Here is a 21,826-nt window from a genome sequence, read left to right on the forward strand (position 1 = left end):
GTTCTGACCGTGGCGCAGGTCTCCCTGGTGTGGACACCAGTCAACCGCTCGTACTGACCCTTGCCGCCCCTGATGAGGCCGCCCGGCTGTGCGCCGTGCTCGAAGGGGCGCCGTCCGCCGACGTGATCTGCGACGTCGGCGGGCTGACGCACGCCGATCTCGGCGCCGTCGACGCCCTCGCCCGGCTGCGGCTCACCGCCCGGCGGCGCGGGCACCGGCTCACCTTCCGGGGGGCCCGGCCCGAGCTGCGCGACGTCCTCGCACTCGTCGGGCTCGGCCACCTGCTCTGATCAGGCCTCGAGCCGCTCCGGCAGGTCGAACAGCGGGAACCAGCGCTTGGTGTCCAGGAAGAAGTCCATCCCGCCGACCTTGCCGTCCCGCAGCTCCAGGACGATCAGGGCCCACGGGCTGTATCCGCCCTCCGGGTCCGGGTGGTAGTGCGCGAACGCCGGCGAACCGTTCGCCACGGTCGGCACCAGCTTCGAGTCGCGGCAGACGTCGCCGACCCCGAGCATCCAGCCCACGATGTCGTCGTGGCCGCGCAGCCACAGGTCGTACGGCGGCATGGACATCGTCGCGTCCTCGTGCAGAAGCGCGGTCAGCGCCTGCATGTCGTACCCCTCGAAGGCGGCGACATAGCGCTCCAGGAGCTCCTTCTGCTCCTCGTCCAGCGGGTCCGCCGGGTCCGAGGCCGCCGGCTCGTTCTCGGCGATCGTCGCGCGCGCCCGCTGGAGCGCGCTGTTCACCGAGGCGACCGAGGTGTCGAGCAGCTCCGCGACCTCGCTCGCCTTCCAGGCGAGCACCTCGCGCAGGATCAGCACGGCCCGCTGCTTCGGCGGCAGATGCTGCAGGGCCGCGACGAACGCAAGGCGTACGGTCTCGCGGGACACCGCCGTGTCGGCCGGGTCGGCCACCGACGGCAGCACCCGGCCGTCCGGGACCGGTTCCAGCCAGGTGATCTCCGGCCGGGCGGTCAGCTGCGCCTGGGCGACCGGCGTCGCGGGCGTCAGATCCATCGGCCGGGCCCGTCTGTTCCCGGCGTTGAGCGAGTCCAGGCAGACATTCGTCGCGATGCGGTACAGCCAGGAGCGCAGCGACGAGCGTCCCTCGAAGGAGTCGAAGGACCGCCAGGCGCGGACCATCGTGTCCTGCACGGCGTCCTCCGCCTCGAAGGACGAGCCGAGCATCCGGTAGCAGTAACCGGTCAGCTCCGTACGGTACTTCTCCAGCTCCTCAGTCATGCGGTCCACCCCACTCGCCCCTCATCGGCACCGGTTCTGTGCCGATGAGGGGAAGCTACCGCAGCCCACTGACAGCCAGGGTCAGGTTCCCGGCTTCCTGCCGTAGACGTACACGTCGTCGCCGTTCCGCAGCAGGTTCCAGTAGGCCTTGGCGTCGGCCGGCCGCATATTGACGCAGCCGCCCGAACCCGGCGGGTTCCACATCGACTTGGTGGTGGAGTGGAAGGCCTGCCCGCCGTCGAAGAACTGCGAGTACGGCATGGACACGTGGTAGATCGTCGACCAGTGGTTGATGTTCCGCCAGTAGATCTTCTTGGCGCCGGTACGGGTCTCGGTCCCGTCCTTGCCCGTACGGACCGGCACCGGTCCGTACTTCAGCCGGGACCCGTCCTGGATCCAGCTCAGCTGCCGGGTCAGGTCGACACAGGCGATCCGGCCCTTGTTGGTCGGGCACTTCCCGGCCTTGTTCGGGTTCGTGCCGGCCGCCCTCTGCGCCAGCATCGTGCTCATCGTCCGCCAGGTCACCGGACCGGCGTACCCCATGGTCGGGGTGATGCCGTGCGTGCGCTGGAACGCCTGGATGGCCTTGCAGTCGGCGAGCGACTGCCGCCCGTCGACGGTCCGCCCGAGGAACTTCTCCACCTGCTTCTGGTACGGCCCCGTCGTCACGTTGCACGACGCCGCCTGCGCCGTCCCCGCGCCGAGGGCGACCGTCAGCGGCACCACCATGGAGGTGATGCCGAGGACGATCCCCGCCCGCTTCCGTATACCGCTCATGATCACCAACTCCCCCTTGAGTCCTATGACTTAGGACGAGCGGGGGAGCGGTGTGGTTGTACGGATCCGCCACCGGATCGCCTGAGTGATCAGCACGCCGTACGGAGGTGGAGGCGCCGCGCCTCGAGCCGGGCGCTGTGGGTGCCGTACAGCGTGATCGACACGACGCCGAGGACCGCGACGAGGCCGAGGAGGACCGTGCCCGCCCAGCCGCCGGAGTGGAAGGCGACCGCGCCGAGCGTGCCGCCCACGCTGCTGCCGATGTAGTACGCGGACTGGTACAGCGCCGAGGCCTGTGCGCGGCCGGTCTTCGCGGTCCGGCTCACCGAGGAGGAGGCGACCGCGTGCCCGGCGAAGAAGCCGGCCGTGATCAGGACCAGGCCGAGCAGGACGGTGGCGAGGGTGTCGGCGAGCGAGAGCAGCAGACCGGCCGCGGTCGTGCCGACGGCCAGGTACAGCGCCCCGCGCCGGCCGAGCCGGCCGACCAGCTTCCCGGCCGCGGCCGAGGAGACCGTACCGACGAGGTAGACCAGGAAGATCGAGCCGATGACGCCCTGGGGGAGCGAGAAGGGGGCCTCGACCAGGCGGTAGCCGATCACGGTGTAGACCGCGCCGAAGACCGTCATGAACAGGGCGCCGATCGCGTACAGCCGCATCAGCAGCGGGTCGGCGAGGTGGGTGCGGACGGTCGCCGCGAGTGCCTTCGGGTTGAGCGAACCGGGCCGGAAGTGGCGGGCCTTGGGGATGAGGATCCGGAAGGCGACCGCGCAGGCCACCGCCATCAGGCCGACCGCGAGGAGCCCGGCGCGCCAGCCCCACAGCTGGGCCGCCCAGCCGGTGACGATGCGGCCGCTCATGCCGCCGATCGAGTTGCCCGCGACGAACAGGCCGATCGCGGCGATCAGCGCCTTGGGCCGTACCTCCTCGGCCAGGAACGCCATCGCGGACGCCGGCAGGCCCGCGAGCGCCGCGCCCTGGACGGCGCGCAGGGCGACCAGCCACTCCAGGCTCGGGGCGAAGGGGACGAGCAGTCCGACGGCGACCGCGACCGCGAGGGAGGCGGTCATCATCGTGCGCCGGCCGAAGCGCTCGGAGAGGGCGCTCATCGGGAGGACGAGGAGGGCGAGGGTGCCGGTCGCGGCGGAGACCGTCCAGGAGGCCGCGGAGGCGGTGGCGCCGAACTCGGCGGAGATCGCGGGGAGGAGGGCCTGGGTGGAGTAGAGGAGCGCGAAGGCGGCGAGACCGGCGGCGAAGAGAGCGAAGCTCATGCGGCGGTAGCCGGGAGCTCCGGGGGCGAGGCGGGTGTCGGCGGCCGTGCGTGTGGCGGCCGCCTTGGTACTGGCGGAAGGCATGGAACGACCGTAGGCCGCCGCGGTTTGATGCGTCCAATGCACGGAACTGCTGTAATCGTTCCCATGGTGCATGAGTACAGGTCACGGGTTCGGCTGTCACCGAACAGTAACGAAGAAGACATGGGGCTGGTGCTCGCGCCACGGCTTGCGTACTTCGCGGCGGTGGCGCGGCACGAGCATGTGACGAGGGCGGCGGAGGAGATGGGCGTCCCCCAGTCCACCCTGTCCCGGGCAATGGTCCGGCTCGAACAGGACTTGGGGGTCGCCCTGTTCGCCCGCAAGGGCCGTACGGTCTCGCTGACTCCGGCGGGCCGGACGTTCCTCGCCTCGGCGGAGCGGGCGCTCGCGGAGGTGGAGAAGGCGGCGGACTCGGTCCGGGCGGACGCGGACCCGACGGCGGGCCGGGTCGCGTTCGGCTTCCTGCACACACTGGGCTCGGAGACGGTCCCAGGCCTGATCCGGGCCTTCCGTGTGGACCACCCCCGGGTGCGCTTCACCCTCGTCCAGAACTACGGCGAGGCGATGATCGAGCGGCTACGGGCCGGGGACCTGGACCTGTGCCTGACGTCCCCGGTCCCGGACGCCCCGGACCTGGTGGCCCGCCGCCTCGACGAGCAGCGCCTGCGCCTCGTGGTCCCCGACGACCACCGGCTCGCCTCCCGGAAGCGGGTCCGCCTCGCGGAGGCAGCCGAGGAGACCTTCGTGACCCTGGAGCCCGGCTACGGGCTGCGCCGCATCACCGACGACCTGTGCACCGAGGCCGGGTTCAAGCCGCGCGTCGCCTTCGAGGGCGAGGAGGCGGAGACCCTGCGCGGCCTGGTCGCCGCGGGCCTCGGCGTAGCCCTCCTCCCCCCACCGGCGGTCCCCCGCCCCGGCGTCGTCGAACTCACGGTCACGGCCCCCCGCGCGGTCCGCGAGATCGGCGTCGCCTGGCTGGACGGCCACCCGGACACGGCCCCGGTGGCAGCCTTCAAGCGATTCCTCCTGAGCAAGAGGGGCACGCTGCTCCCGACCTAGCCCCCCGGCCCGGGCTACCGGGCGGCGGAGCCCCTGCGCGGCCTGGTCGCGGCAGGCCTCGTCCGCCCGGCCCAGGGCCCCGCCCCCGAGCTCACGTGGCGAGGCAACTGCGGCGCGCAGCTGCCGCCCGGGGTTCGGGGGCGGAGACCCTGCGCGGCCTGGTCGCGGCGGGCCTCGTCCGCCCGGCCCAGGGCCCCGCCCCCGAGCTCGCGAGGCGAGGCAACTGCGGCGCGCAGCTGCCGCCCGGTGCACGGGGTGCGCCCCCTCGTGTCCACGGTCGTCGCGTAGTGGCGCGACGCGCCGCGGCCGCCTCTGGTGCGGGGCGGGGCGCAGGGCGCACCCACCCGCACCGTCCCTCGCGGCGCGCAGCTGCCGCCCGGGCGCGGGTTGCGGCCCCTCGCGTCCGCGGTCCGTCATGTACTGGCGAGATCCACCGCGGCCGCCGGCGCCGTGGCCTACCCCACGCCCGTTCGACGGGCGTGGGGGCATGGGGGGTCCTGCGGCGCGCCGCGGCCGCCTCTGGTGCGGGGCGGAGCCCCGGGCGCACCCGTGCCGTCCCTCGCGGCGCGAAGCTGCCGCCCGGGGTTCGGGGGCGGCGCCCCCGGTCTCGTCAGGGTTTCGGGAAGGGGTGGGGTGGGGGAATTCCCGGCCCGCCGCCTACCGCCGCAGCGCCCGCCCGAACCCCGCCGCCAGCGGCATCCGCAAGCCCAGCGGCGGCGGAGCCGCCAAGGCGTCTGCCACCGGGCGGGCGTAGGCGCGGGCGAAGAGGGAGCCGAGGACGAAGTCCGCGGCCAGGGCGTGGATTTCCTCGGCGTACTGGCGCAGCGCGTGCCCGTCCGAGTGCACCTCGAAGCGGCACGTGTCGCGGTTCGCCTTCTTCGCCCGCTCCGCCAGCCGGTACGACAGCTCCGGATCCGTCCGCGCGTCGTTCGTGCCGTGCACGATCAGGATCCGCCGCCCCACCAGCTGCCGCACCGGCTCCGGTTCCGCCGCCACGTCGTCCTCCGGCAGCCACGGCGCCAGCGCGAGCACCGCGTCCACCGCCGCGTGCCCGGCCGCCCGCAGCGCCGCCCGCGCGCCCATCCCGTGGCCGGCCAGACAGACCGGGACGTCGCCGTACCGCCGTACCGCCTCCGCCACCGCCCACGCCGCGTCCGACGCCAACTGTGCGTCCGTACCGTTCCAGCCGCGCCCCCGGTACCGCACCACGTGCGCCACCAGACCGTCCCCGCGCCCCGCCCTGACCAGCCGTCGGCCCAGCGGCAGCAGCGCCGCGTGCGCCCGGACCGAGGCGCCCCGCGCGGACGCCACCTCCCCGTCCGGAAGGAGAAGGACCACACCGCCCACCGCCGTACCGGGGTGCGATGCGCCGACGGGCCGTCCGAGCCGGGGTGTCCGGCTGCCGGCAGTCCCTACGAGTGCGGAGTACGTCACGGCAGAACAGTCTCAGAAGCCGAGGTGTACGCCATCCGTACGTGCGGTCACTGTTACGTATCGACAGGCGAGTTGGGGAGAGGCGCTCTACGCGCGTAGGGGCTAGAGTGCGGCAATGACGAGCCCGACCCACAGCGTCCCCACCGCGGACCAGATCCGCCGCGCCCCGAAGGTCCTCCTCCACGACCACCTCGACGGCGGACTGCGCCCCGGCACGATCATCGAACTCGCCCTCGCGCAGGGCTACGAGCACCTCCCCGAGACCGAGCCCGACAAGCTCGGCATCTGGTTCCACGAGGCCGCCGACTCCGGCTCCCTGGAGCGCTATCTGGAGACCTTCGCGCACACCTGCGCCGTCATGCAGACCCGCGAGGCCCTGTTCCGGGTCGCCGCCGAGTGCGCCGTCGACCTCGCCGAGGACGGTGTCGTCTACGCCGAGGTGCGCTACGCCCCCGAGCAGCACCTGGAGGCCGGGCTCACCCTGGAGGAGGTCGTGGAGGCCGTCAACGAGGGCTTCCGCGAGGGCGAGCGGCGGGCCAGGGCGAGCGGCCACCGCATCCGCGTCGGCGCCCTGCTGACCGCCATGCGGCACGCGGCCCGCGCCCTGGAGATCGCCGAACTCGCCAACCGCTACCGCGACTCCGGGGTCGTCGGCTTCGACATCGCGGGCGCCGAGGCCGGTTACCCGCCCACCCGCCACCTCGACGCCTTCGAGTACCTCAAGCGCGAGAACAACCACTTCACGATCCACGCCGGCGAGGCCTTCGGGCTCCCGTCCATCTGGCAGGCCCTCCAGTGGTGCGGAGCCGACCGGCTCGGCCACGGCGTCCGCATCATCGACGACATCCAGGTCGCCGACGACGGCTCGGTGCGGCTCGGCCGGCTCGCCGCGTACGTCAGGGACAAGCGCATCCCGCTGGAGATGTGCCCGACCTCCAACCTCCAGACCGGCGCGGCGGCCTCCATTGCCGAGCACCCCATCGGCCTGCTCCGCCGGCTGCATTTCCGTACCACCGTCAATACCGACAACCGGCTGATGAGCGGTACGAGCATGAGCCACGAATTCGAGCTGCTGGTCGAGGCATTCGACTACACGCTCGATGACATGGCGTGGTTCACGGTCAATGCGATGAAATCAGCGTTCATTCCTTTCGATGAACGTCTCGCCATGATCAATGACGTCATCAAGCCCGGATATGCCGAGCTGAAGTCCGAATGGCTGTTCCAGCAAACGTCCACGACCAGCGAGTCTCCCGGTCAGGCGGACTGAGGGAAGGCCTGGGAGCAAGGGGTGAGGCGGTCGGGGAGCATGCGCCCGGCCGCCTTTCGGTGTTTGCGGGAGCGACATCCGGTGGCTAAGTTGCAAAGCCGCTCTGCATTCCCCGAATTCCCGCTTTTCCCGAAGCTCCACCATCCCCAAGATCCCCAAGGATGATTTTCTGATGAAGCAGTCTGCCGCCAAGACGCTCGGTGTCGCCGCTCTCGGTGCCGCTTTCGCCGCTGCCGCCGCCGGCACGGCCGCCGCCGCCCCGGCGCTGCCCGCCGGCCCGGACGCGCACGGCCTGGTCACCCAGACCGTGCCGCTGGGCGACGGCCTCACCGAGCTCCCCGACGGCGCCGCCGAATCCCTCCTGGGTGGCCAGGCCGCTCTGGGCGCAGGCCAGAGTGCGCTCGGCGAGGGCGTCGACCGCGGCGTCAAGGGCCTCCCGGAGGTCGCCGGCCAGGCCGCCGACGAGGCCACGCAGCACCTCCCGCTCGACGCCGCCAACGGCCCGCTGGCCAACACCCCGGTCGGCGGCCTGCTCGGCGGCCTGCCGGTGGGCAGCCTGCCGGTGAACGGCGGCCTGCCGCTCATGGGCTGATCACGCCGCACACGCCGATGGGGCGCTCACCCGGTCCGGGTGAGCGCCCCATCGGCGTGTCTCTACCAGGCCGCGCTCGCCGACTTCTCCGCCGGCAGCAGCATCCACAGCGCCAGGTACAGCAGGAACTGCGGACCGGGCAGCAGGCACGAGACGAGGAAGATGACCCGCATGGTGGTGGCCGAGGTGCCGAAGCGCCGTGCCAGCGCTGCGCACACTCCGCCGATCATGCGTCCGTCACGGGGGCGGGCAAGTGCGGCCATGGTGGGCTCCTTCAGGAGGCGTTGTCCGGAAGCCGCTCCGTCGGGCTTCCGATGACTCCATACTCGCCGCGGAGCGGGGACAAAGCGTCGGTCTACGGGGCGATCCCGACCCTGGGAATCGTCGGGGTACGCCCCTGAGGGGCCTCCTCCCGCAGCAGGGTCGAACCCCGGTCCGGCCTCGTCCGCCCGCGGGACCGGCCGGTCTTCGCGTCCCACCTGCGGCGCAGCCGCGCCCGCCCGGCGGGGACCAGCAGCACATGCGCGAGCGCCACTCCGGTGGTGTTCAGGAGCAGCGAGTCGACGTCCACGACCTGCCCCGGTACGGCGGTCTGCAGCAGCTCGACGGCGAGCGACACCAGCGCTCCGGCCGCGACCGTACGGGCCAGGGACGCCCACGGCGACACATGGAGCCGTCCCTCGGCCATCGGGAGCAGGACACCGAGCGGGGCCAGGAGCAGCAGGCCCTCGCCGATCCGCCGGGCCGCCTCGGCCGGGCCGAGGGCGAGATCCGCCTGGATCCCGGCGAGTGGGGTCAGGTTCGGCGCGGTCACCCAGGCCACGTCGCGTGGCCGGAGCGTGACCCAGGCGACGAGCAGCAGATGCGCGAGGAGGAGGACGAACCCCGCCACGCGTACGACCACGGCGGCACTGCCGCCCGAACCTTGACGCTGCACGCCCCCCAAGACGCGCCCCACCCCGAATTCGGTTCCGCCCCCCGGAACACCCGCTTCCCCCGCGGCCTCAGGACGCAATCCGCCCCGGGCCGCCATCCGGCCCGGGCCGCCATCCGGCCCGAGCCGTCGCCCGCCCCGGGCCGTCAGGACGCCGAGGGGCTGGGCAGGCTGAGCGTCGGGGCCGCGGATTCCGGGCGTTCCTTCAGTTGGGTCGTGCAGGCGTAGCGGCGCGGGGGGTAGCGGCCGGGGCCGCCCAGGATCACGCTTGCCTCGCCCGCGCCGGCCGAGCTGTGCGCGAAGGTGCAGACGATCTGCGACAGCGCCGTCGGCGTCAGGTCCTCCGGCTGCCGGCTCAGCCGCAGCGTGGCCGCCGGATCGCCCTCGTACCCGCCGGTGACGACCAGCGGCCCCTTCACGGCCGTGGAGAACCCCGCCTGCCGCTCGCTCTCCGACGGCTCGCTCAGCAACTGCGCGAGCAGCGCCGACGCCGTGGGCACCGGCTCCCCCGTCGCCTTCTTCTCCGGCAGCGGCGACCTCCGGTCCACCGCCTCCAACTGCGAACCGCACAGCAGGAAGACCCGCACCGGGATCCCCGTCGTCTGCGTCGTGACCTCGTCGCCCGTGACACTGCACGGCACCCGCGAGGGCGCCGGTCCCGCGTCCACGGGCACCGACGTCGTCCTGATCCCGCACCCGGAGGCGAGCGCGGCCACCACGACGGCCGCCGCCACCACTCCCGTACGGCGAAGCCGGCTCAACTCTCCTCCACCTCGTCCTCGCCCTGCTCGTCGTCCTGCGGAAGACGCAGGACGAACACCGCGCCGTCGCCGTCCGGCGAGTTCGCGGCGGTGATCGAACCGCCGTGGATCAGCGCGTTCTCCATGGCGATCGACAGGCCGAGACCGCTGCCGTCCGACCGGGGCCGGGACGCGCTCGCCTTGTAGAAGCGGTCGAAGACGTGCGGCAGGACCTCCTCGGGGATGCCAGGACCGTGGTCCCGTACCGCGATGACCAGCTCGCCGTCCTCCGTACGCACCGACACCCGCACCGGCGACCCGCCGTGCTTGAGCGCGTTGCCGATCAGGTTCGCCAGGATCACGTCCAGCCGGCGCGGATCGAGACGGGCCATGATCCCGCGCTCCGCGTCCAGCTCCACGGCGTCCAGCCAGGCCCGCGCGTCGATGCACGCGGTGACCTGGTCGGCCACGTCGACGTCGTCGAGGACGAGCCGGGCGGTGCCCGCGTCGAAGCGGGTCACCTCCATCAGGTTCTCCACCAGGTCGTTCAGCCGCCGCGTCTCGCTCACCACGAGCGCCACCGCCGGCGCGATCATCGGGTCGAGGTCGTCCTGCTCGTCCTCCAGGACCTCCGTCACGGCCGTCAGCGCCGTCAGCGGCGTACGCAGCTCGTGGGACATGTCCGCGACGAAACGCCGGCTGGACTCCTCCCGCGCGCTCATGTCCGCGACCTTCTTCTGCAAGGACTCGGCCGCGCTGTTGAACGTCCGTGACAGATCGGCCAGTTCGTCCGTGCCCGAGACCCGCAGCCGGGTGTCGAGTTCGCCCTCGCCCAGCTTCCGGGCCGCCTCGCCGAGCCGGTGCACCGGCCGCAGCACGGTCGTGGCCGCCGCCTGCGCGAGCAGCGCCGAGCCGACGAGCGCGAGCGCCGTCGCGATCCCCAGTGACCAGGCGAGCGAGTTCAGATCCGCCCGCTCGGCGTCCAGCGACTTGAACATGTAGCCGGTCGGCCCGCCGCCGGCGATCCGCGTCCCGCCGACGAGATACGGCGTCCGGCCACGCTGCGTCCGCTGCCAGAACAGGTGGTACGGGCTGGTGTCGCCCTCCTTGACCGGCCGCCGCGTGTCCACCGCGAGCCGCAGCGCGCCCGGTACGTCGGCCATCGTGAAGGTGTCCGGGTCCGAGGCGCCGACGATCGGCTTGCCCTCGTCCCGCTCCCCGATGAGCACCACGCTGTACCCGGCGCTGCCGCTCGCCATCTGCTCGGCGGTGCGCCGCAGATCCTCCTGGGTGGGACGCAGTGGCAGCGACGCGGCCCGGTTCTGCATCTCCTGCCGGAAGTCGTTCAGCGCCCCGTCCTGCGTCCGGGTCAGCACCGCCTCACGGTTCAGCCAGTACGCGATCCCGGACGCGGACACCGCGGCCGTGAGCGCCACCAGCGCGAAGACGACGACCAGCCGCAGACGGAGGCTGGTGAAGCGCAGCCCGGCGAATATCGCTCTTCTCACGCAGGGACGTCCAGCCGGTAGCCCACGCCCCGCACGGTACGGATCAGGGTCGGCGAGGACGGCACGTCCTCCACCTTGGCGCGCAGCCGCTGGACACAGGCGTCCACGAGCCGCGAGTCGCCCAGGTAGTCGTGCTCCCACACCAGGCGCAGCAACTGCTGGCGCGACAGGGCCTGTCCGGGCCGCCGGCTCAGCTCCAGGAGCAGCCGCAGCTCGGTCGGCGTGAGCTGGAGGTCCTCGCCGTTCTTCGTCACGGTCATCGCCGAACGGTCGATGACCAGCGAGCCGAAGGTCGCCGAGTCGGTGGACTCGCGTTCGCCGCGCCGCAGCACGGCCCGGATCCGGGCGTCCAGGACCCGGCCCTGGACCGGCTTGACGACATAGTCGTCGGCGCCGGACTCAAGGCCCACGACGACGTCGATGTCGTCACTGCGCGCGGTGAGCAGGATGATCGGCAGCTGGTCGGTGCGCCGGATACGCCGGCACACCTCGAAGCCGTCGATTCCGGGCAGCATGACGTCCAGCACGACCAGGTCCGGACGCTGCTCCTTGAGCAGCTTCAGGCCGTCCTCGCCCGTCGCCGCGGTGGCCACTCGGTGGCCCTGGCGTGACAGGGAGAGCTCGAGGGCCGTGCGGATGGCGTCGTCGTCCTCGATCAGCAACAGGAAAGGCACGGACGTCATTCTGTCCCATGCGGCCACCGGAGTTCGACTGTGTGGCCGGACCCGCCCCTGTGACAGGGCTGTGACAGTCGGCGGACACCCCGATGAAGTGGCCCGGGCAAGCTTCTTGGCACACGGACAGAAACACACTCCAACCGACGGGGGGCGCGAGATGAACGCACTGCACAGCACCACCACGAGCGCAGTTGTCACGCGTCTCCACGATGTCGTCGTGCGGAGCGCGGAGAAGTCCGGCGCGGTGAACGGGCGGGGGTGCGTTCGCAGCGCCGGGCGTCAGCACAAGGCGCCGTACATGGTCGCCGTGGCTGACGGGGGAGCGGCGTACGGGGAGGTCAAGGGGGAGCGGCAGTCGGCCTCGGAAGCGGAGTTCACCGCCTACGTCGCCGAGCGTCGCGCCTCCCTGTACGCCACCGCCTACCACCTGACCGGCGACCGGTTCGAGGCCGAGGATCTGCTGCAGAGCGCGCTGTTCTCGACGTACCGGGCGTGGGACCGGATCAGCGACAAGGCGGCGGTGGGCGGCTATCTGCGCCGCACCATGACGAATCTGCACATCAGCGCGTGGCGCCGGCGGAAGCTCAACGAGTACCCGACGGAGGAGCTGCCGGAGACGGCGGGCGACACGGACGCGATGCGCGGCACGGAGCTGCGCGCGGTCCTGTGGCAGGCCCTGGCCCGGCTGCCCGAGCTCCAGCGCACGATGCTGGTGCTGCGCTACTACGAGGGCCGTACGGATCCGGAGATCGCGGAGATCCTGGACATCAGTGTCGGCACGGTGAAGTCGAGCATCTGGCGCTCCCTGCGGAGGCTGCGCGAGGACGAGGTGCTGAGCTTCGGCCGTGACGAGGAGGAGTCCTTCGGCGAGCTGGTGGCCTGAAGGTACGGGGGAAACACGGGGGAACGTACGGGGGTACGGGGGAAAAGGCGCGGGTCGTACAAGCCGGGGGAGCTTGTACGACCCGCGTCGCTTTGCGCGTTACCGCGCCACCGGCGTGCGGTGGCGGCCCGCCGCCGCGGCGGCCAGGCGGCCCAGGGCCTCCTGTTTGGCGCAGGGGTGGGCGCCCAGTTCGGTCTGGCGGGTGACGATGGAGCGTTCCAAGCGCATCAGGCGCCAGCCTCGGCGCAGCAGGAACGGGACCGACTTGCGGCCCTCCTTGAGGTCGCGCAGGAGGCGGCGTCGGAACGTCGTCGAGGGGCGGCCCCGCAGGCACAGCGCGTCGGCCAGGACGCCGAGCTCCTGGCAGCGCTGCACGATCTCCGCCGCGAAGATGCCCTCCGCCACGAACAGCGGGGTCCGGCCGATGTCGAGGGCCTCGCGGTCCACGCGCGCGCTGGTGGCGATGTCGTACACGGGGATGTCCGTACGTCCCGTGGCGCAGAGCTCCACGATCGCCGCGACCGCCGCGTCCGCGTCCCAGGAGCCCGGGGAGTCCCAGTCGATGTCGGCGCTGCCCGCGACCAGCGGGAGCGTCGGGTCGTCGCCCTCCTTGTAGAAGTCGTCGAGGCGCAGGACCGGGAGGCCGGTGACGGCGGCGAGGGACGACTTGCCGGAGCCGGAAGGGCCCGCGAGCAGGACGACACGAGTCGGGATCGGTTGGGAACTCACGGGACACCAGTGTGAACCATTCCCCCGGGCAGGGGACCACCGAGGGAGGGGGTTGGTATCGAGCATCACACCTCAACTACGCTCAGTGTCTCCGTGATTACTCAACGTCTAAGGACTCTCATGGCGCGTCACAAGGAATCCAGGACCTCCCGCCGCGGCGCCCTGCTGAAGGCCGGGCTGACCGCGACGGCAGCGGGAGCGGCCGTACTCGGCGGCCTGGGCGCCGCGGGCGCCCAGGCGGCCCCGCTGCCGCTGCCGGTCGACTCGCTGGCCGGCAGCGACGCCGTCGCGGCCCTCGGCGCCACCGGTCACGTCGTGGGCCCGCTGACGAACCTTCAGCTCGACCCGCTGGCCAACACCGGCGTCGACCCGCTGGACAACGGAGTCGGCACCCAGGTCGCCGACTTCCAGCCGGTGGGCACGACCATGGTGACGGACCACGTCACGAAGGGCGGCGGTCTTGCCGACCTGCCGGTCGTCGGCGAGGCGACCGGGCTGCTGCCGACGGCGTAGCTCGCGCGGGCATGGCAAACGGCCCCTGGGGGATCCAGGGGCCGTTTCGGCGGGAATCAGTACGCCGAGCCGCTCGCGCCCAGCGAACCCGTCGGGTGCCAGACCGTCTTCGTCTCCAGGAAGGCCGTCATGCGGTCCGTGCCCGGGGACTCCGTGAAGTCCACCGCGCGCGGGCGCAGGACGCGCTTGAGGTTGTCCGCCGCGGCGATCTCGAGGTCGCGGGCCAGGTCCCCGTCCGCGCCCGTCAGGTCGATCGCGTTGACGTCCTGGTGGGCCGCCAGGTGCGGGCCCATCTCCGCGGCCTTGCCGGAGAGGATGTTGACCACCCCGCCCGGCAGGTCGGAGGTGGCCAGGACCTCGCCCAGGGAAAGGGCCGGGAGCGGGGACTTCTCGCTCGCGATCACCACCGCCGTGTTGCCCGTCGCGATCACCGGGGCGATCACCGACACCAGGCCGAGGAACGAGGAGTCCTGGGGCGCGATCACCGTCACGACGCCCGTCGGCTCCGGGGTCGACAGGTTGAAGTACGGGCCCGCGACCGGGTTCGCCCCGCCCACGATCTGGGCGATCTTGTCGGTCCAGCCCGCGTACCAGACCCAGCGGTCGATCGCCGCGTCGACGACCGCGGCCGCCTTGGCTGTGTCTGACTTTTTCGAGGGCGACAGGCCCTCCGCGTCCGCCACCTCGCGCACGAACTGCTCCCGGCGGCCCTCCAGCATCTCCGCGATGCGGTAGAGGATCTGGCCCCGGTTGTAGGCCGTCGCGCCCGACCAGCCGCCGAACGCCTTGCGCGCTGCGACGACCGCGTCACGGGCGTCCTTGCGCGAGGAGAGCGGCACGTTCGCCAGCCACTTGCCCTTCGAGTCCGTCACCTCGTACACCCGGCCGCTCTCGGAGCGGGGGAACTTGCCCCCGACGTACAGCTTGTAGGTCTTGAAGACGTTCAGGCGCGTCTGCTGCTCAGACATCGAGGTAGGCCTCCAGACCGTGACGGCCACCCTCGCGGCCGAAGCCCGACTCCTTGTAGCCGCCGAAGGGCGAGGTCGGGTCGAACTTGTTGAACGTGTTGGCCCAGACGACACCCGCACGGAGCTTGTTGGCCACGGCCAGGATCCGCGAGCCCTTCTCCGTCCAGATGCCGGCCGACAGGCCGTACTGGCTGTTGTTGGCCTTGGCGACCGCCTCGTCCGGCGTACGGAACGTCAGCACGGACAGCACCGGGCCGAAGATCTCGTCGCGGGCGACCGTGTGCGCCTGCGTGACGTTCGTGAAGAGCGTCGGGGCGAACCAGTAGCCGGCGGACGGGATGTCGCAGGCCACCGTCCAGCGCTCGGCGCCCTCCGCCTCGCCCTGCTCCACCAACGAGGTGATGCGGGCGAGCTGCTCGGAGGAGTTGATCGCGCCGATGTCGGTGTTCTTGTCCAGCGGGTCGCCGAGGCGGAGCGTGGACAGGCGGCGCTTGAGCGAGTCGAGCAGCTCCTCCTGGATCGACTCCTGGACCAGCAGGCGCGAGCCCGCGCAGCAGACCTGGCCCTGGTTGAAGAAGATGCCGTTGACGATGCCCTCGACGGCCTGGTCGATCGGGGCGTCGTCGAAGACGATGTTCGCGCCCTTGCCGCCCAGTTCGAGGGTCAGCTTCTTCGACGTGCCCGCGACCGAGCGCGCGATGGCCTTGCCGACCGCCGTCGAGCCGGTGAAGGCGACCTTGTTCACGTCCGGGTGCTCGACGAGCGCGGCGCCCGTCTCCCCGTAACCCGGAAGGATGTTGACGACACCCTTCGGCAGGCCCGCCTGGCGGCAGATGTCCGCGAAGAACAGGGCGGAGAGCGGGGTCGTCTCGGCGGGCTTCAGGACGACCGTGTTGCCCGTCGCGAGCGCCGGGGCGATCTTCCACGCCAGCATCAGGAGCGGGAAGTTCCAGGGGATGACCTGGCCGGCCACGCCGAGCGGGCGCGGGTTCGCGCCGTAGCCGGCGTGGTCGAGCTTGTCGGCCCAGCCCGCGTAGTAGAAGAAGTGCGCGGCGACCAGCGGGAGGTCCGCGTCGCGCGTCTCCTTGATCGGCTTGCCGTTGTCCAGGGTCTCCAGGACGGCCAGCTCGCGGCTGCGCTCCTGGATGATCCGGGCGATGCGGAAGAGGTACTTGGCGCGCTCGGAGCCGGGCAGCGCCGACCACTTCTCGAACGCCTTCCGCGCCGCCTTCACCGCGCGGTCCACGTCCTCGGCGCCCGCCTGGGCGACCTCGGAGAGGACCTCCTCGGTGGCGGGGGAGATGCTCTTGAAGACCTTGCCGTCGGCCGCCTCGACGAACTCGCCGTCGATGAACAGGCCGTAGGAGGGGGCGATGTCGACGACGGACCGGGACTCGGGCGCCGGTGCGTACTCGAATGCAGATGCCATGATGATCAGTCCACCGTCACGTAATCGGGGCCGGAGTAGCGGCCGGTCGCCAGCTTCTGACGCTGCATGAGCAGGTCGTTGAGCAGGCTGGAGGCACCGAAGCGGAACCAGTGGTTGTCCAGCCAGTCCTCGCCGACGGTCTCGTTGACCAGGACCAGGAACTTGATGGCGTCCTTGGTGTTGCGGATGCCGCCGGCCGGCTTCACGCCGACCTGGACGCCGGTCTGCGCGCGGAAGTCGCGGACCGCCTCCAGCATGAGGAGCGTGTTGGCCGGGGTGGCGTTGACCGCGACCTTGCCGGTCGAGGTCTTGATGAAGTCCGCGCCCGCCATCATGCCGAGCCAGGAGGCGCGGCGGATGTTGTCGTACGTGGAGAGCTCGCCGGTCTCGAAGATGACCTTGAGGCGGGCCTCGCCGGAGGCCTCCTTCACGGCCCGGATCTCCTCGTAGACCTTCATGTAGTTCCCCGCGAGGAAGGCGCCGCGGTCGATCACCATGTCGATCTCGTCGGCCCCGGCGGCGACGGCGTCACGGGTGTCCGCGAGCTTCACGGGGAGCGCGGCGCGTCCGGCCGGGAAGGCCGTCGCGACGGAGGCGACCTTGACGCCGGAGCCCTTCAGTGCGGCCTTGGCGGTGGCCACCATGTCGGGGTAGACGCAGACCGCGGCGGTCGTCGGGGTCGTACGGTCGGTCGGATCGGGGTTGACGGCCTTGGCGGCGAGCGCCCGGACCTTGCCCGGGGTGTCCGCGCCTTCGAGCGTCGTCAGGTCGATCATGGAAATGGCCAGGTCGATGGCGTAGGCCTTGGCCGTGGTCTTGATCGAGCGGGTGCCGAGGGACGCGGCGCGCGCCTCCAGGCCGACGGCGTCGACGCCGGGCAGCCCGTGGAGGAAGCGGCGCAGCGTGCCGTCGGACGCGGTCACGTCGGCGAAAGCGGATGCTGCGGATGCAGTGGTGGGCATGGTCACCAGTCGAGCATATCTACGCGCGTAGCGGCGTGTACAGCCCCGCGCTCGTACGCGCCTGCGAATCCCCAGGTGAGCGCGGGGGGAGCGCGGGGGCGTGAGGCCTGTCACACGCCTGTGACAGGGAGTGGACGGCTCCCGGATACAAGATCATTAGATTTCTTCTTGCAGCCAGCCAGAACTCACCGGCCCCACCCGAACGAGATGTCAGCGGCATGCGGCTCTTCCTCACCCGACCTGTTCTGATCCACAGGAGTCGTTATGCGCACCGCCCTTCGCACCGCCGTCGCCACCGCCCTCTTCGCGGGCGTCGTCCTCACCACCCCGGCCCTCACGGCCGGCGCCGCCTTCGCCGCCGACGGCAGGTCGAAGTCGACCCCCGCCGAGGACAAGCCGGTCGGTACCGCTGACAACCCCGTCGCGACCGCCGACAAGCCCGCCGGCAAGACCCCGGTCCGCACCGTCGCGCTGAACGGTGGACTGACCGCACAGGTCTTCGCCGAAGGCGAGCCGCCGTCGTACTTCACGGCCACCGTCCTCAAGGACGGCAAAGAGCTCGGCACGCTGAAGGCCGGCGCCGGTCACGCCCCGAAGGAGACCAAGGTCTTCGCCGGATACGCGGTCACGCTCGACTCCACCGGCGCGGTGACCTCCGTGCAGGACCAGGGCGGCGGCGGCCAGGGCCCCGTCACCCCCGTCGGTGACCTCCTCGGTCGGCACCAGCTCGCCGACGGCACGGTGGGCGAGCTGTGGCGCAAGGACAAGGGCTGGTACACCCTTGAGCTGCGGACGGCCGGTGGCAAGCCGCGCGGCAGCATCAGTGCAGGTGGCCCCGGCGGCGCCGCGGAGAAGGGTGCTCAGTTCGGCGAGATGTGGGTGACCCTCGACAACGCGGGTCAGGTGGGCTCCTGGCTCAACCGGAACCTCGGCACCGACTACGGCGACCGTACCAAGGGCTGCACGGTCACCCGGTACAGCGGCTCCGGATTCGACGAGGTGAGCCTGGCGCTGGTCAACAGCCCCTCGGGCGCGGTCGCCCGGGTCACCCGCGACAGCAAGGTCCTGGAGACCCTGACCCTCAAGGAGCCGACCGGACTGGCCGGCGGTGTGTGGATGACGCAGCCGGCCGGCGCGGCGGTGCCGCGTCTGCTCATGCGCACCGTCGACCCGAAGGTGAACTTCGACCTGGAGTTCCCGGCGCTGCCGAAGGGCTGCGCCGACGGCACCCCCGACCCCGCACCGAGCACGCCCGCGCCCGCCGGCTCCTCGGCCCAGACCACCGTCGTGCCCAAGGGCGGTGTCGCCGCCGGAGCGGAGACCGGGGCCGTGGAGCGCGCCAACGACACGGCGCTGATGGCCTCAGGCCTGGGCGCCGCCTCCGTCGTCGCGGCCGGTCTCGGCTTCACCGTCCTGCGCCGCCGGGCCGCCGCCCGCGGCTGACAGCAGACGCTCCACCCCTGCCCCTTGACCCGAGCAGGAGCATCACCCCACCCCTGCCCCTTGACCCGAGCAGGAGCATCACCCCACCCCGGGCCGGCCGCCGCACACACCGTGCGGCGGCCGGTCGCATCCCCGCCCGGAGCCGCCCCGTGAACCGCCGCCGTACCGCCCCCGCCCTGCTCGTCCTCGCAGCCCTGACCGCGCTCACGGGCTGCGCCGGGACCGCCGGTGCCCCGGCCGCCGCCGCGCCGCCCGCGGAGGTCGTGGAGACGGCCTCGCCCGCGCCCGCGGCGAGCCTCGCCCCGGTCACGCCGCTGCCGCGCTCCAAGCCGGTCCGCGTCCAGCTCCCCTCGGCCGGGATCGACACCCGCCCCACGGGCCCGGTCCTGGAGCTGGGGCTCGCCGCCGACGGGAGCGTCGAGGTGCCGTCCGTCGCCGACGCCGACCGCATCGGCTGGTACGACAAGGGCGTGACGCCTGGCGAGACCGGCCCCGCGATCCTTATCGGCCACTTCGACACGGCCCGCGGACCCGCCGTACTCAAGGACGTCGCGAAGGTGCGCGTCGGCGACGAGATCACCGTGACCCGCGCTGACGGCACCGCCGCCGTCTTCCGCGTCCGCGAGCTGGAGCAGGTCGACAAGAAGGCCTTCCCGACGCGGAAGGTCTACGGGGACACCGCCCGGCCCGAGTTGCGGCTCATCACCTGCGGGGGAGCGCTCGTCGACGGGCACCGCCCCGACAACATCATTCTCTACGCCGATCTGGTCGCCCGAGCCGCCTGAGCCGGGCGGCGGGCGCTGAGGCAGAATCGGCTCCATGACGAGCTCCCAGCCGCCCGCCGAGCCCACCGAGCCGGCCTTCGCCGACCGCGTCTTCCGTTCGCCCCTCGGGATCGCGGGCGGGGTCCTGCTGATCGGGCTGACCGTCTGGTTCTGCGTCGACGCGATGGTCCGCGGCACGGGGCGCACGCCGTGGCTGGCCCTCGCGAGTCTGCTGCTCGTGGTGCCGCTCGTCGTGGCGTTCACGATCCGCCCCGCGGTCTTCGCCAACGAGGACCGGCTGCGGATCCGTAACCCCTTCCGGTACATCACGCTGCCGTGGGCCTCGGTCGCGGACGTCCGCGCCGGGTACTCCAGCGAGGTGTTCACCAACGCCGGGGGCAAGTTCCAGCTCTGGGCGATCCCCGTCTCGCTGCGCCAGCGCAAGCAGGCGGCCCGGCGCCAGGCGCGTGACGCCCAGGGCGACCAGAGCGGGCGCACCTCCGTGCACCCGGGAGGGGACGACCACGGCAGGCTCGCCCCCGCCGACCGGACGATCGCCGACCTGCGCGAGCTCAAGGAGCGCTGCGCGGCGCGCCCGGAGGCGCAGGGGGAGCCGCGGGTGCGCTGGGCGTACGAGGTCATCGCGCCGGCGACGGCGGGGCTCGTCCTGCTCGTGATCCTCCTCATCCTCCTCGCGACCGGCTGAGGCCCGGGTCACTCTGGCCGGAACCACCTGATCGCGGGACGCGCGTCACGTCGACTGCCCGTACCGAATTCACCCGTACGGGAACGGCGTGAGGCCCGTACGGAACCGTTTCCGTACGGGCCTCACGCCTCAGAGGACGCCTCAGAGACCGGCCGCCTCCGACAGGTCCCGCTTGATCGCGGCGAGGATCTCGGCGCCCTTCGCGCGGGCCGTCGACAGCTCGCTCGCGTCCGCGACCGGGACCACGACCTCCAGGTAGCACTTGAGCTTGGGCTCGGTGCCGGACGGGCGGACGATCACCCGGGCCTTGTAGTCGCCCTCCAGGTAGTAGCGCAGACCGTCCGTCGGCGGCAGCGACTCCGTGCCCTTCGTCAGGTCCTCGGCCGTGGTGACCGTCAGACCCGCGAGGTGGACCGGCGGCTTCTCGCGCAGCGCGCTCATCGCGTTCGCGATGACGCTCAGGTCCTCGACCCGCACCGACAGCTGGTCCGTGGCGTGCAGCCCGTGGGCCACCGCCAGGTCGTCCAGGAGGTCCGTCAGCGTACGGTCCTGCGCCTTGAGCTCCGAGGCCAGCTCGGCGACGAGCAGGGCCGCCGTGATGCCGTCCTTGTCGCGGACGCCCTCGGGGTCGACGCAGTAGCCGAGCGCCTCCTCGTAGCCGTACCGCAGGCCCTCCACGCGGGCGATCCACTTGAAGCCGGTCAGCGTCTCCTCGTAGCCGACGCCCGCCGCCTCCGCGATCCGGCCGAGCAGCGAGGACGACACGATCGACTCGGCGAACACGCCCCGGGCGCCCTTGTGGACCAGGTGCGCGGCGAGCAGCGCGCCCACCTCGTCACCGCGCAGCATCCGCCAGCCGCCCTCGACCGTGCCGTCCGGCACGGCCACGGCGCAGCGGTCGGCGTCCGGGTCGTTGGCGATCACGATGTCCGGCTCCACGGCGACGGCCGCCTGGAAGGCGAGGTCCATCGCGCCCGGCTCCTCCGGGTTCGGGAACGCGACCGTCGGGAACGCCGGGTCCGGCTCGGCCTGCTCGACGACGAGCGTGGGCGGCGGGAAGCCGGCGCGGGCGAAGGCGGCCGTCAGGACCTCCTTGCCGACGCCGTGCATGGCCGTGTAGACGGTCCGGACGGTGCGAGGGCTTCCAGGGGTCAGGACGGCGTCCGTACGGGCCAGATAGGCCTCCAGAACCTCGTCGCCGAGGGTCTCCCAGCCGGCCGCCGGGCGCGGGACCTCGTTCAGCGAGCGGACCGCGGCGATCTCGGCGGCGATCTCGGCGTCGGCGGGCGGCACGATCTGCGAGCCGTCGCCGAGGTAGACCTTGTAGCCGTTGTCGCGCGGCGGGTTGTGGCTCGCGGTCACCTCGACACCGGCGACGGCGCCCAGATGCCTTATGGCGTACGCGAGGACGGGCGTCGGCAGCGGTCGGGGGAGCAGGGCCGCGCGCAGTCCGGCGCCGGTCATCACGGCGGCGGTGTCGCGGGCGAAGTCGGCCGACTTGTAGCGGGCGTCGTAGCCGATGACGACGAGCCCGCCCTCCTGGCCCTTGGCCTTGAGGTACGCGGCGAGGCCGGCGGCGGCCCGGATGACGACCGAGCGGTTCATCCGCATGGGCCCGGCGCCCAGCTCGCCGCGGAGGCCTGCGGTGCCGAACTGGAGGGTGCCGGCGAAGCGGGCGGCGAGCTCGTCGGTCGCGCCGCCGTCGAGGAGCGCGGCCAGCTCGTCACGGGTCTCCGGGTCGGGATCCTCGGCGAGCCATGCCTGGGCCCGGGTGAGGAGGTCGTCCTGGGTCACGGTGTGCCTTTCGGGGTGCGGGTGGGAGGGGCGCGGGGTGGTGGGCCGCTGCGCGGAGCCTTCCCCCGCCCCGCCCCTTCCCGAAACTGGGGG

At 72.3% G+C, this 21,826-nt stretch carries 23 protein-coding genes; 9 read left to right on the top strand and 14 right to left on the bottom strand.

Translation table 11 applies throughout. From position 1 onward, the window contains the following. Window positions 1–29: 29 nt before the first annotated feature. Entirely contained in the window at window positions 30–290 is a 261-nt protein-coding gene (locus ACZ4VI_RS07295; RefSeq protein WP_467997460.1) for an STAS domain-containing protein, read from the top strand. On the opposite strand, the gene ACZ4VI_RS07300 is transcribed toward ACZ4VI_RS07295, so the two are convergent. The 3 genes from ACZ4VI_RS07300 to ACZ4VI_RS07310 form a co-directional block, all read right to left on the bottom strand. Next, entirely contained in the window at window positions 291–1,241 is a 951-nt protein-coding gene (locus tag ACZ4VI_RS07300; RefSeq protein ID WP_467997461.1) for a sigma-70 family RNA polymerase sigma factor, read from the bottom strand. It abuts the gene before it with no gap. A gap of 81 nt (window positions 1,242–1,322) precedes the next feature. Continuing rightward, window positions 1,323–1,970 carry a L,D-transpeptidase family protein gene (locus ACZ4VI_RS07305; protein ID WP_467998086.1) on the bottom strand — a complete coding sequence of 216 codons (648 nt, stop codon included), beginning with the start codon at window positions 1,968–1,970 and terminating at the stop codon, window positions 1,323–1,325. Between the two features lie 137 nt (window positions 1,971–2,107). Continuing rightward, entirely contained in the window at window positions 2,108–3,370 is a 1,263-nt protein-coding gene (locus ACZ4VI_RS07310; protein WP_467997463.1) for an MFS transporter, read from the bottom strand. Between the two features lie 63 nt (window positions 3,371–3,433). Here ACZ4VI_RS07310 and ACZ4VI_RS07315 point away from each other — a divergent pair, with 63 nt between their 5' ends. Then, window positions 3,434–4,387: a LysR family transcriptional regulator gene (locus tag ACZ4VI_RS07315; RefSeq protein WP_467997464.1), complete on the top strand. Its 954-nt coding sequence runs from the start codon at window positions 3,434–3,436 to the stop codon at window positions 4,385–4,387. Between the two features lie 657 nt (window positions 4,388–5,044). Here ACZ4VI_RS07315 and ACZ4VI_RS07320 read toward each other — a convergent pair. Then, entirely contained in the window at window positions 5,045–5,725 is a 681-nt protein-coding gene (locus ACZ4VI_RS07320) for an alpha/beta hydrolase (RefSeq protein WP_467997466.1), read from the bottom strand. 211 nt (window positions 5,726–5,936) lie between these two features. Here ACZ4VI_RS07320 and ACZ4VI_RS07325 point away from each other — a divergent pair, with 211 nt between their 5' ends. After that, a complete protein-coding gene (locus ACZ4VI_RS07325) occupies window positions 5,937–7,091 on the top strand; it encodes an adenosine deaminase (protein WP_467997467.1) in 1,155 nt (384 codons plus the stop codon). A 172-nt stretch (window positions 7,092–7,263) separates the two neighbouring features. Next, window positions 7,264–7,683: a hypothetical protein gene (locus tag ACZ4VI_RS07330; RefSeq protein WP_467997469.1), complete on the top strand. Its 420-nt coding sequence runs from the start codon at window positions 7,264–7,266 to the stop codon at window positions 7,681–7,683. Window positions 7,684–7,745: 62 nt separating this feature from the next. Here ACZ4VI_RS07330 and ACZ4VI_RS07335 read toward each other — a convergent pair whose 3' ends face one another. The 5 genes from ACZ4VI_RS07335 to afsQ1 form a co-directional block, all read right to left on the bottom strand. Next, window positions 7,746–7,946, bottom strand: coding sequence for a PspC domain-containing protein (locus tag ACZ4VI_RS07335; RefSeq protein WP_467997470.1), 201 nt, complete (start codon window positions 7,944–7,946; stop codon window positions 7,746–7,748). Window positions 7,947–8,038: 92 nt separating this feature from the next. Next, window positions 8,039–8,620: a VanZ family protein gene (locus ACZ4VI_RS07340; RefSeq protein WP_467997472.1), complete on the bottom strand. Its 582-nt coding sequence runs from the start codon at window positions 8,618–8,620 to the stop codon at window positions 8,039–8,041. A gap of 143 nt (window positions 8,621–8,763) precedes the next feature. Next, complete coding sequence (locus ACZ4VI_RS07345) at window positions 8,764–9,378, bottom strand: hypothetical protein (RefSeq protein WP_467997474.1); 615 nt, start codon at window positions 9,376–9,378, stop codon at window positions 8,764–8,766. Then, window positions 9,375–10,865, bottom strand: coding sequence for an ATP-binding protein (locus ACZ4VI_RS07350; RefSeq protein WP_467997476.1), 1,491 nt, complete (start codon window positions 10,863–10,865; stop codon window positions 9,375–9,377). The genes ACZ4VI_RS07345 and ACZ4VI_RS07350 overlap by 4 nt, the downstream gene beginning before the upstream one ends. After that, window positions 10,862–11,539, bottom strand: a complete 678-nt coding sequence (gene afsQ1, locus ACZ4VI_RS07355) for a two-component system response regulator AfsQ1 (RefSeq protein ID WP_181019089.1) — start codon at window positions 11,537–11,539, stop codon at window positions 10,862–10,864. Before afsQ1 ends, ACZ4VI_RS07350 begins: the two co-directional genes overlap by 4 nt. A 160-nt stretch (window positions 11,540–11,699) precedes the next feature. On the opposite strand from afsQ1, the gene ACZ4VI_RS07360 reads away from it, so the two are divergent. Beyond that, the gene (locus ACZ4VI_RS07360) at window positions 11,700–12,425 is read left to right on the top strand and encodes a SigE family RNA polymerase sigma factor (protein WP_467997477.1); all 726 of its coding nucleotides are present in this window, start codon (window positions 11,700–11,702) and stop codon (window positions 12,423–12,425) included. A gap of 99 nt (window positions 12,426–12,524) precedes the next feature. Here the strand turns inward: ACZ4VI_RS07360 and ACZ4VI_RS07365 are convergent, their stop codons facing one another. After that, window positions 12,525–13,220, bottom strand: a complete 696-nt coding sequence (locus ACZ4VI_RS07365) for a uridine kinase family protein (protein ID WP_467997479.1) — start codon at window positions 13,218–13,220, stop codon at window positions 12,525–12,527. A 54-nt stretch (window positions 13,221–13,274) separates the two neighbouring features. Between ACZ4VI_RS07365 and ACZ4VI_RS07370 the strand changes: the two genes are divergently transcribed. Beyond that, window positions 13,275–13,667: a hypothetical protein gene (locus tag ACZ4VI_RS07370; RefSeq protein ID WP_467997481.1), complete on the top strand. Its 393-nt coding sequence runs from the start codon at window positions 13,275–13,277 to the stop codon at window positions 13,665–13,667. Between the two features lie 56 nt (window positions 13,668–13,723). Here the strand turns inward: ACZ4VI_RS07370 and ACZ4VI_RS07375 are convergent, their stop codons facing one another. Genes ACZ4VI_RS07375 through deoC form a run of 3 tightly spaced genes read right to left on the bottom strand, consistent with a single transcriptional unit; the run spans window position 13,724 to window position 17,026 of the window. Next, on the bottom strand, window positions 13,724–14,635 hold the full coding sequence (locus ACZ4VI_RS07375) for an aldehyde dehydrogenase family protein (RefSeq protein ID WP_467997482.1): 912 nt from the start codon (window positions 14,633–14,635) through the stop codon (window positions 13,724–13,726). Beyond that, complete coding sequence (locus ACZ4VI_RS07380; RefSeq protein WP_467997484.1) at window positions 14,628–16,064, bottom strand: aldehyde dehydrogenase family protein; 1,437 nt, start codon at window positions 16,062–16,064, stop codon at window positions 14,628–14,630. The genes ACZ4VI_RS07375 and ACZ4VI_RS07380 overlap by 8 nt, the downstream gene beginning before the upstream one ends. Window positions 16,065–16,069: 5 nt before the next feature. Continuing rightward, window positions 16,070–17,026 (bottom strand): deoxyribose-phosphate aldolase, encoded by a 957-nt coding sequence (gene deoC, locus ACZ4VI_RS07385; protein WP_467997486.1) that lies wholly within the window; start codon window positions 17,024–17,026, stop codon window positions 16,070–16,072. Window positions 17,027–17,290: 264 nt separating this feature from the next. Here deoC and ACZ4VI_RS07390 point away from each other — a divergent pair, with 264 nt between their 5' ends. The 3 genes from ACZ4VI_RS07390 (at window position 17,291) to ACZ4VI_RS07400 (ending at window position 19,939) form a co-directional block, all read left to right on the top strand. Beyond that, window positions 17,291–18,469, top strand: a complete 1,179-nt coding sequence (locus tag ACZ4VI_RS07390) for a hypothetical protein (RefSeq protein WP_467997488.1) — start codon at window positions 17,291–17,293, stop codon at window positions 18,467–18,469. Between the two features lie 149 nt (window positions 18,470–18,618). After that, a complete protein-coding gene (locus tag ACZ4VI_RS07395) occupies window positions 18,619–19,254 on the top strand; it encodes a class F sortase (protein WP_467997489.1) in 636 nt (211 codons plus the stop codon). 34 nt (window positions 19,255–19,288) lie between these two features. Next, window positions 19,289–19,939: a PH domain-containing protein gene (locus tag ACZ4VI_RS07400; RefSeq protein WP_467997491.1), complete on the top strand. Its 651-nt coding sequence runs from the start codon at window positions 19,289–19,291 to the stop codon at window positions 19,937–19,939. 141 nt (window positions 19,940–20,080) lie between these two features. Here ACZ4VI_RS07400 and ACZ4VI_RS07405 read toward each other — a convergent pair whose 3' ends face one another. After that, entirely contained in the window at window positions 20,081–21,733 is a 1,653-nt protein-coding gene (locus ACZ4VI_RS07405; RefSeq protein WP_467997493.1) for a phospho-sugar mutase, read from the bottom strand. Window positions 21,734–21,826: the final 93 nt, after the last annotated feature.

It is taken from the genome of Streptomyces sp. NPDC029169 (assembly GCF_055563935.1).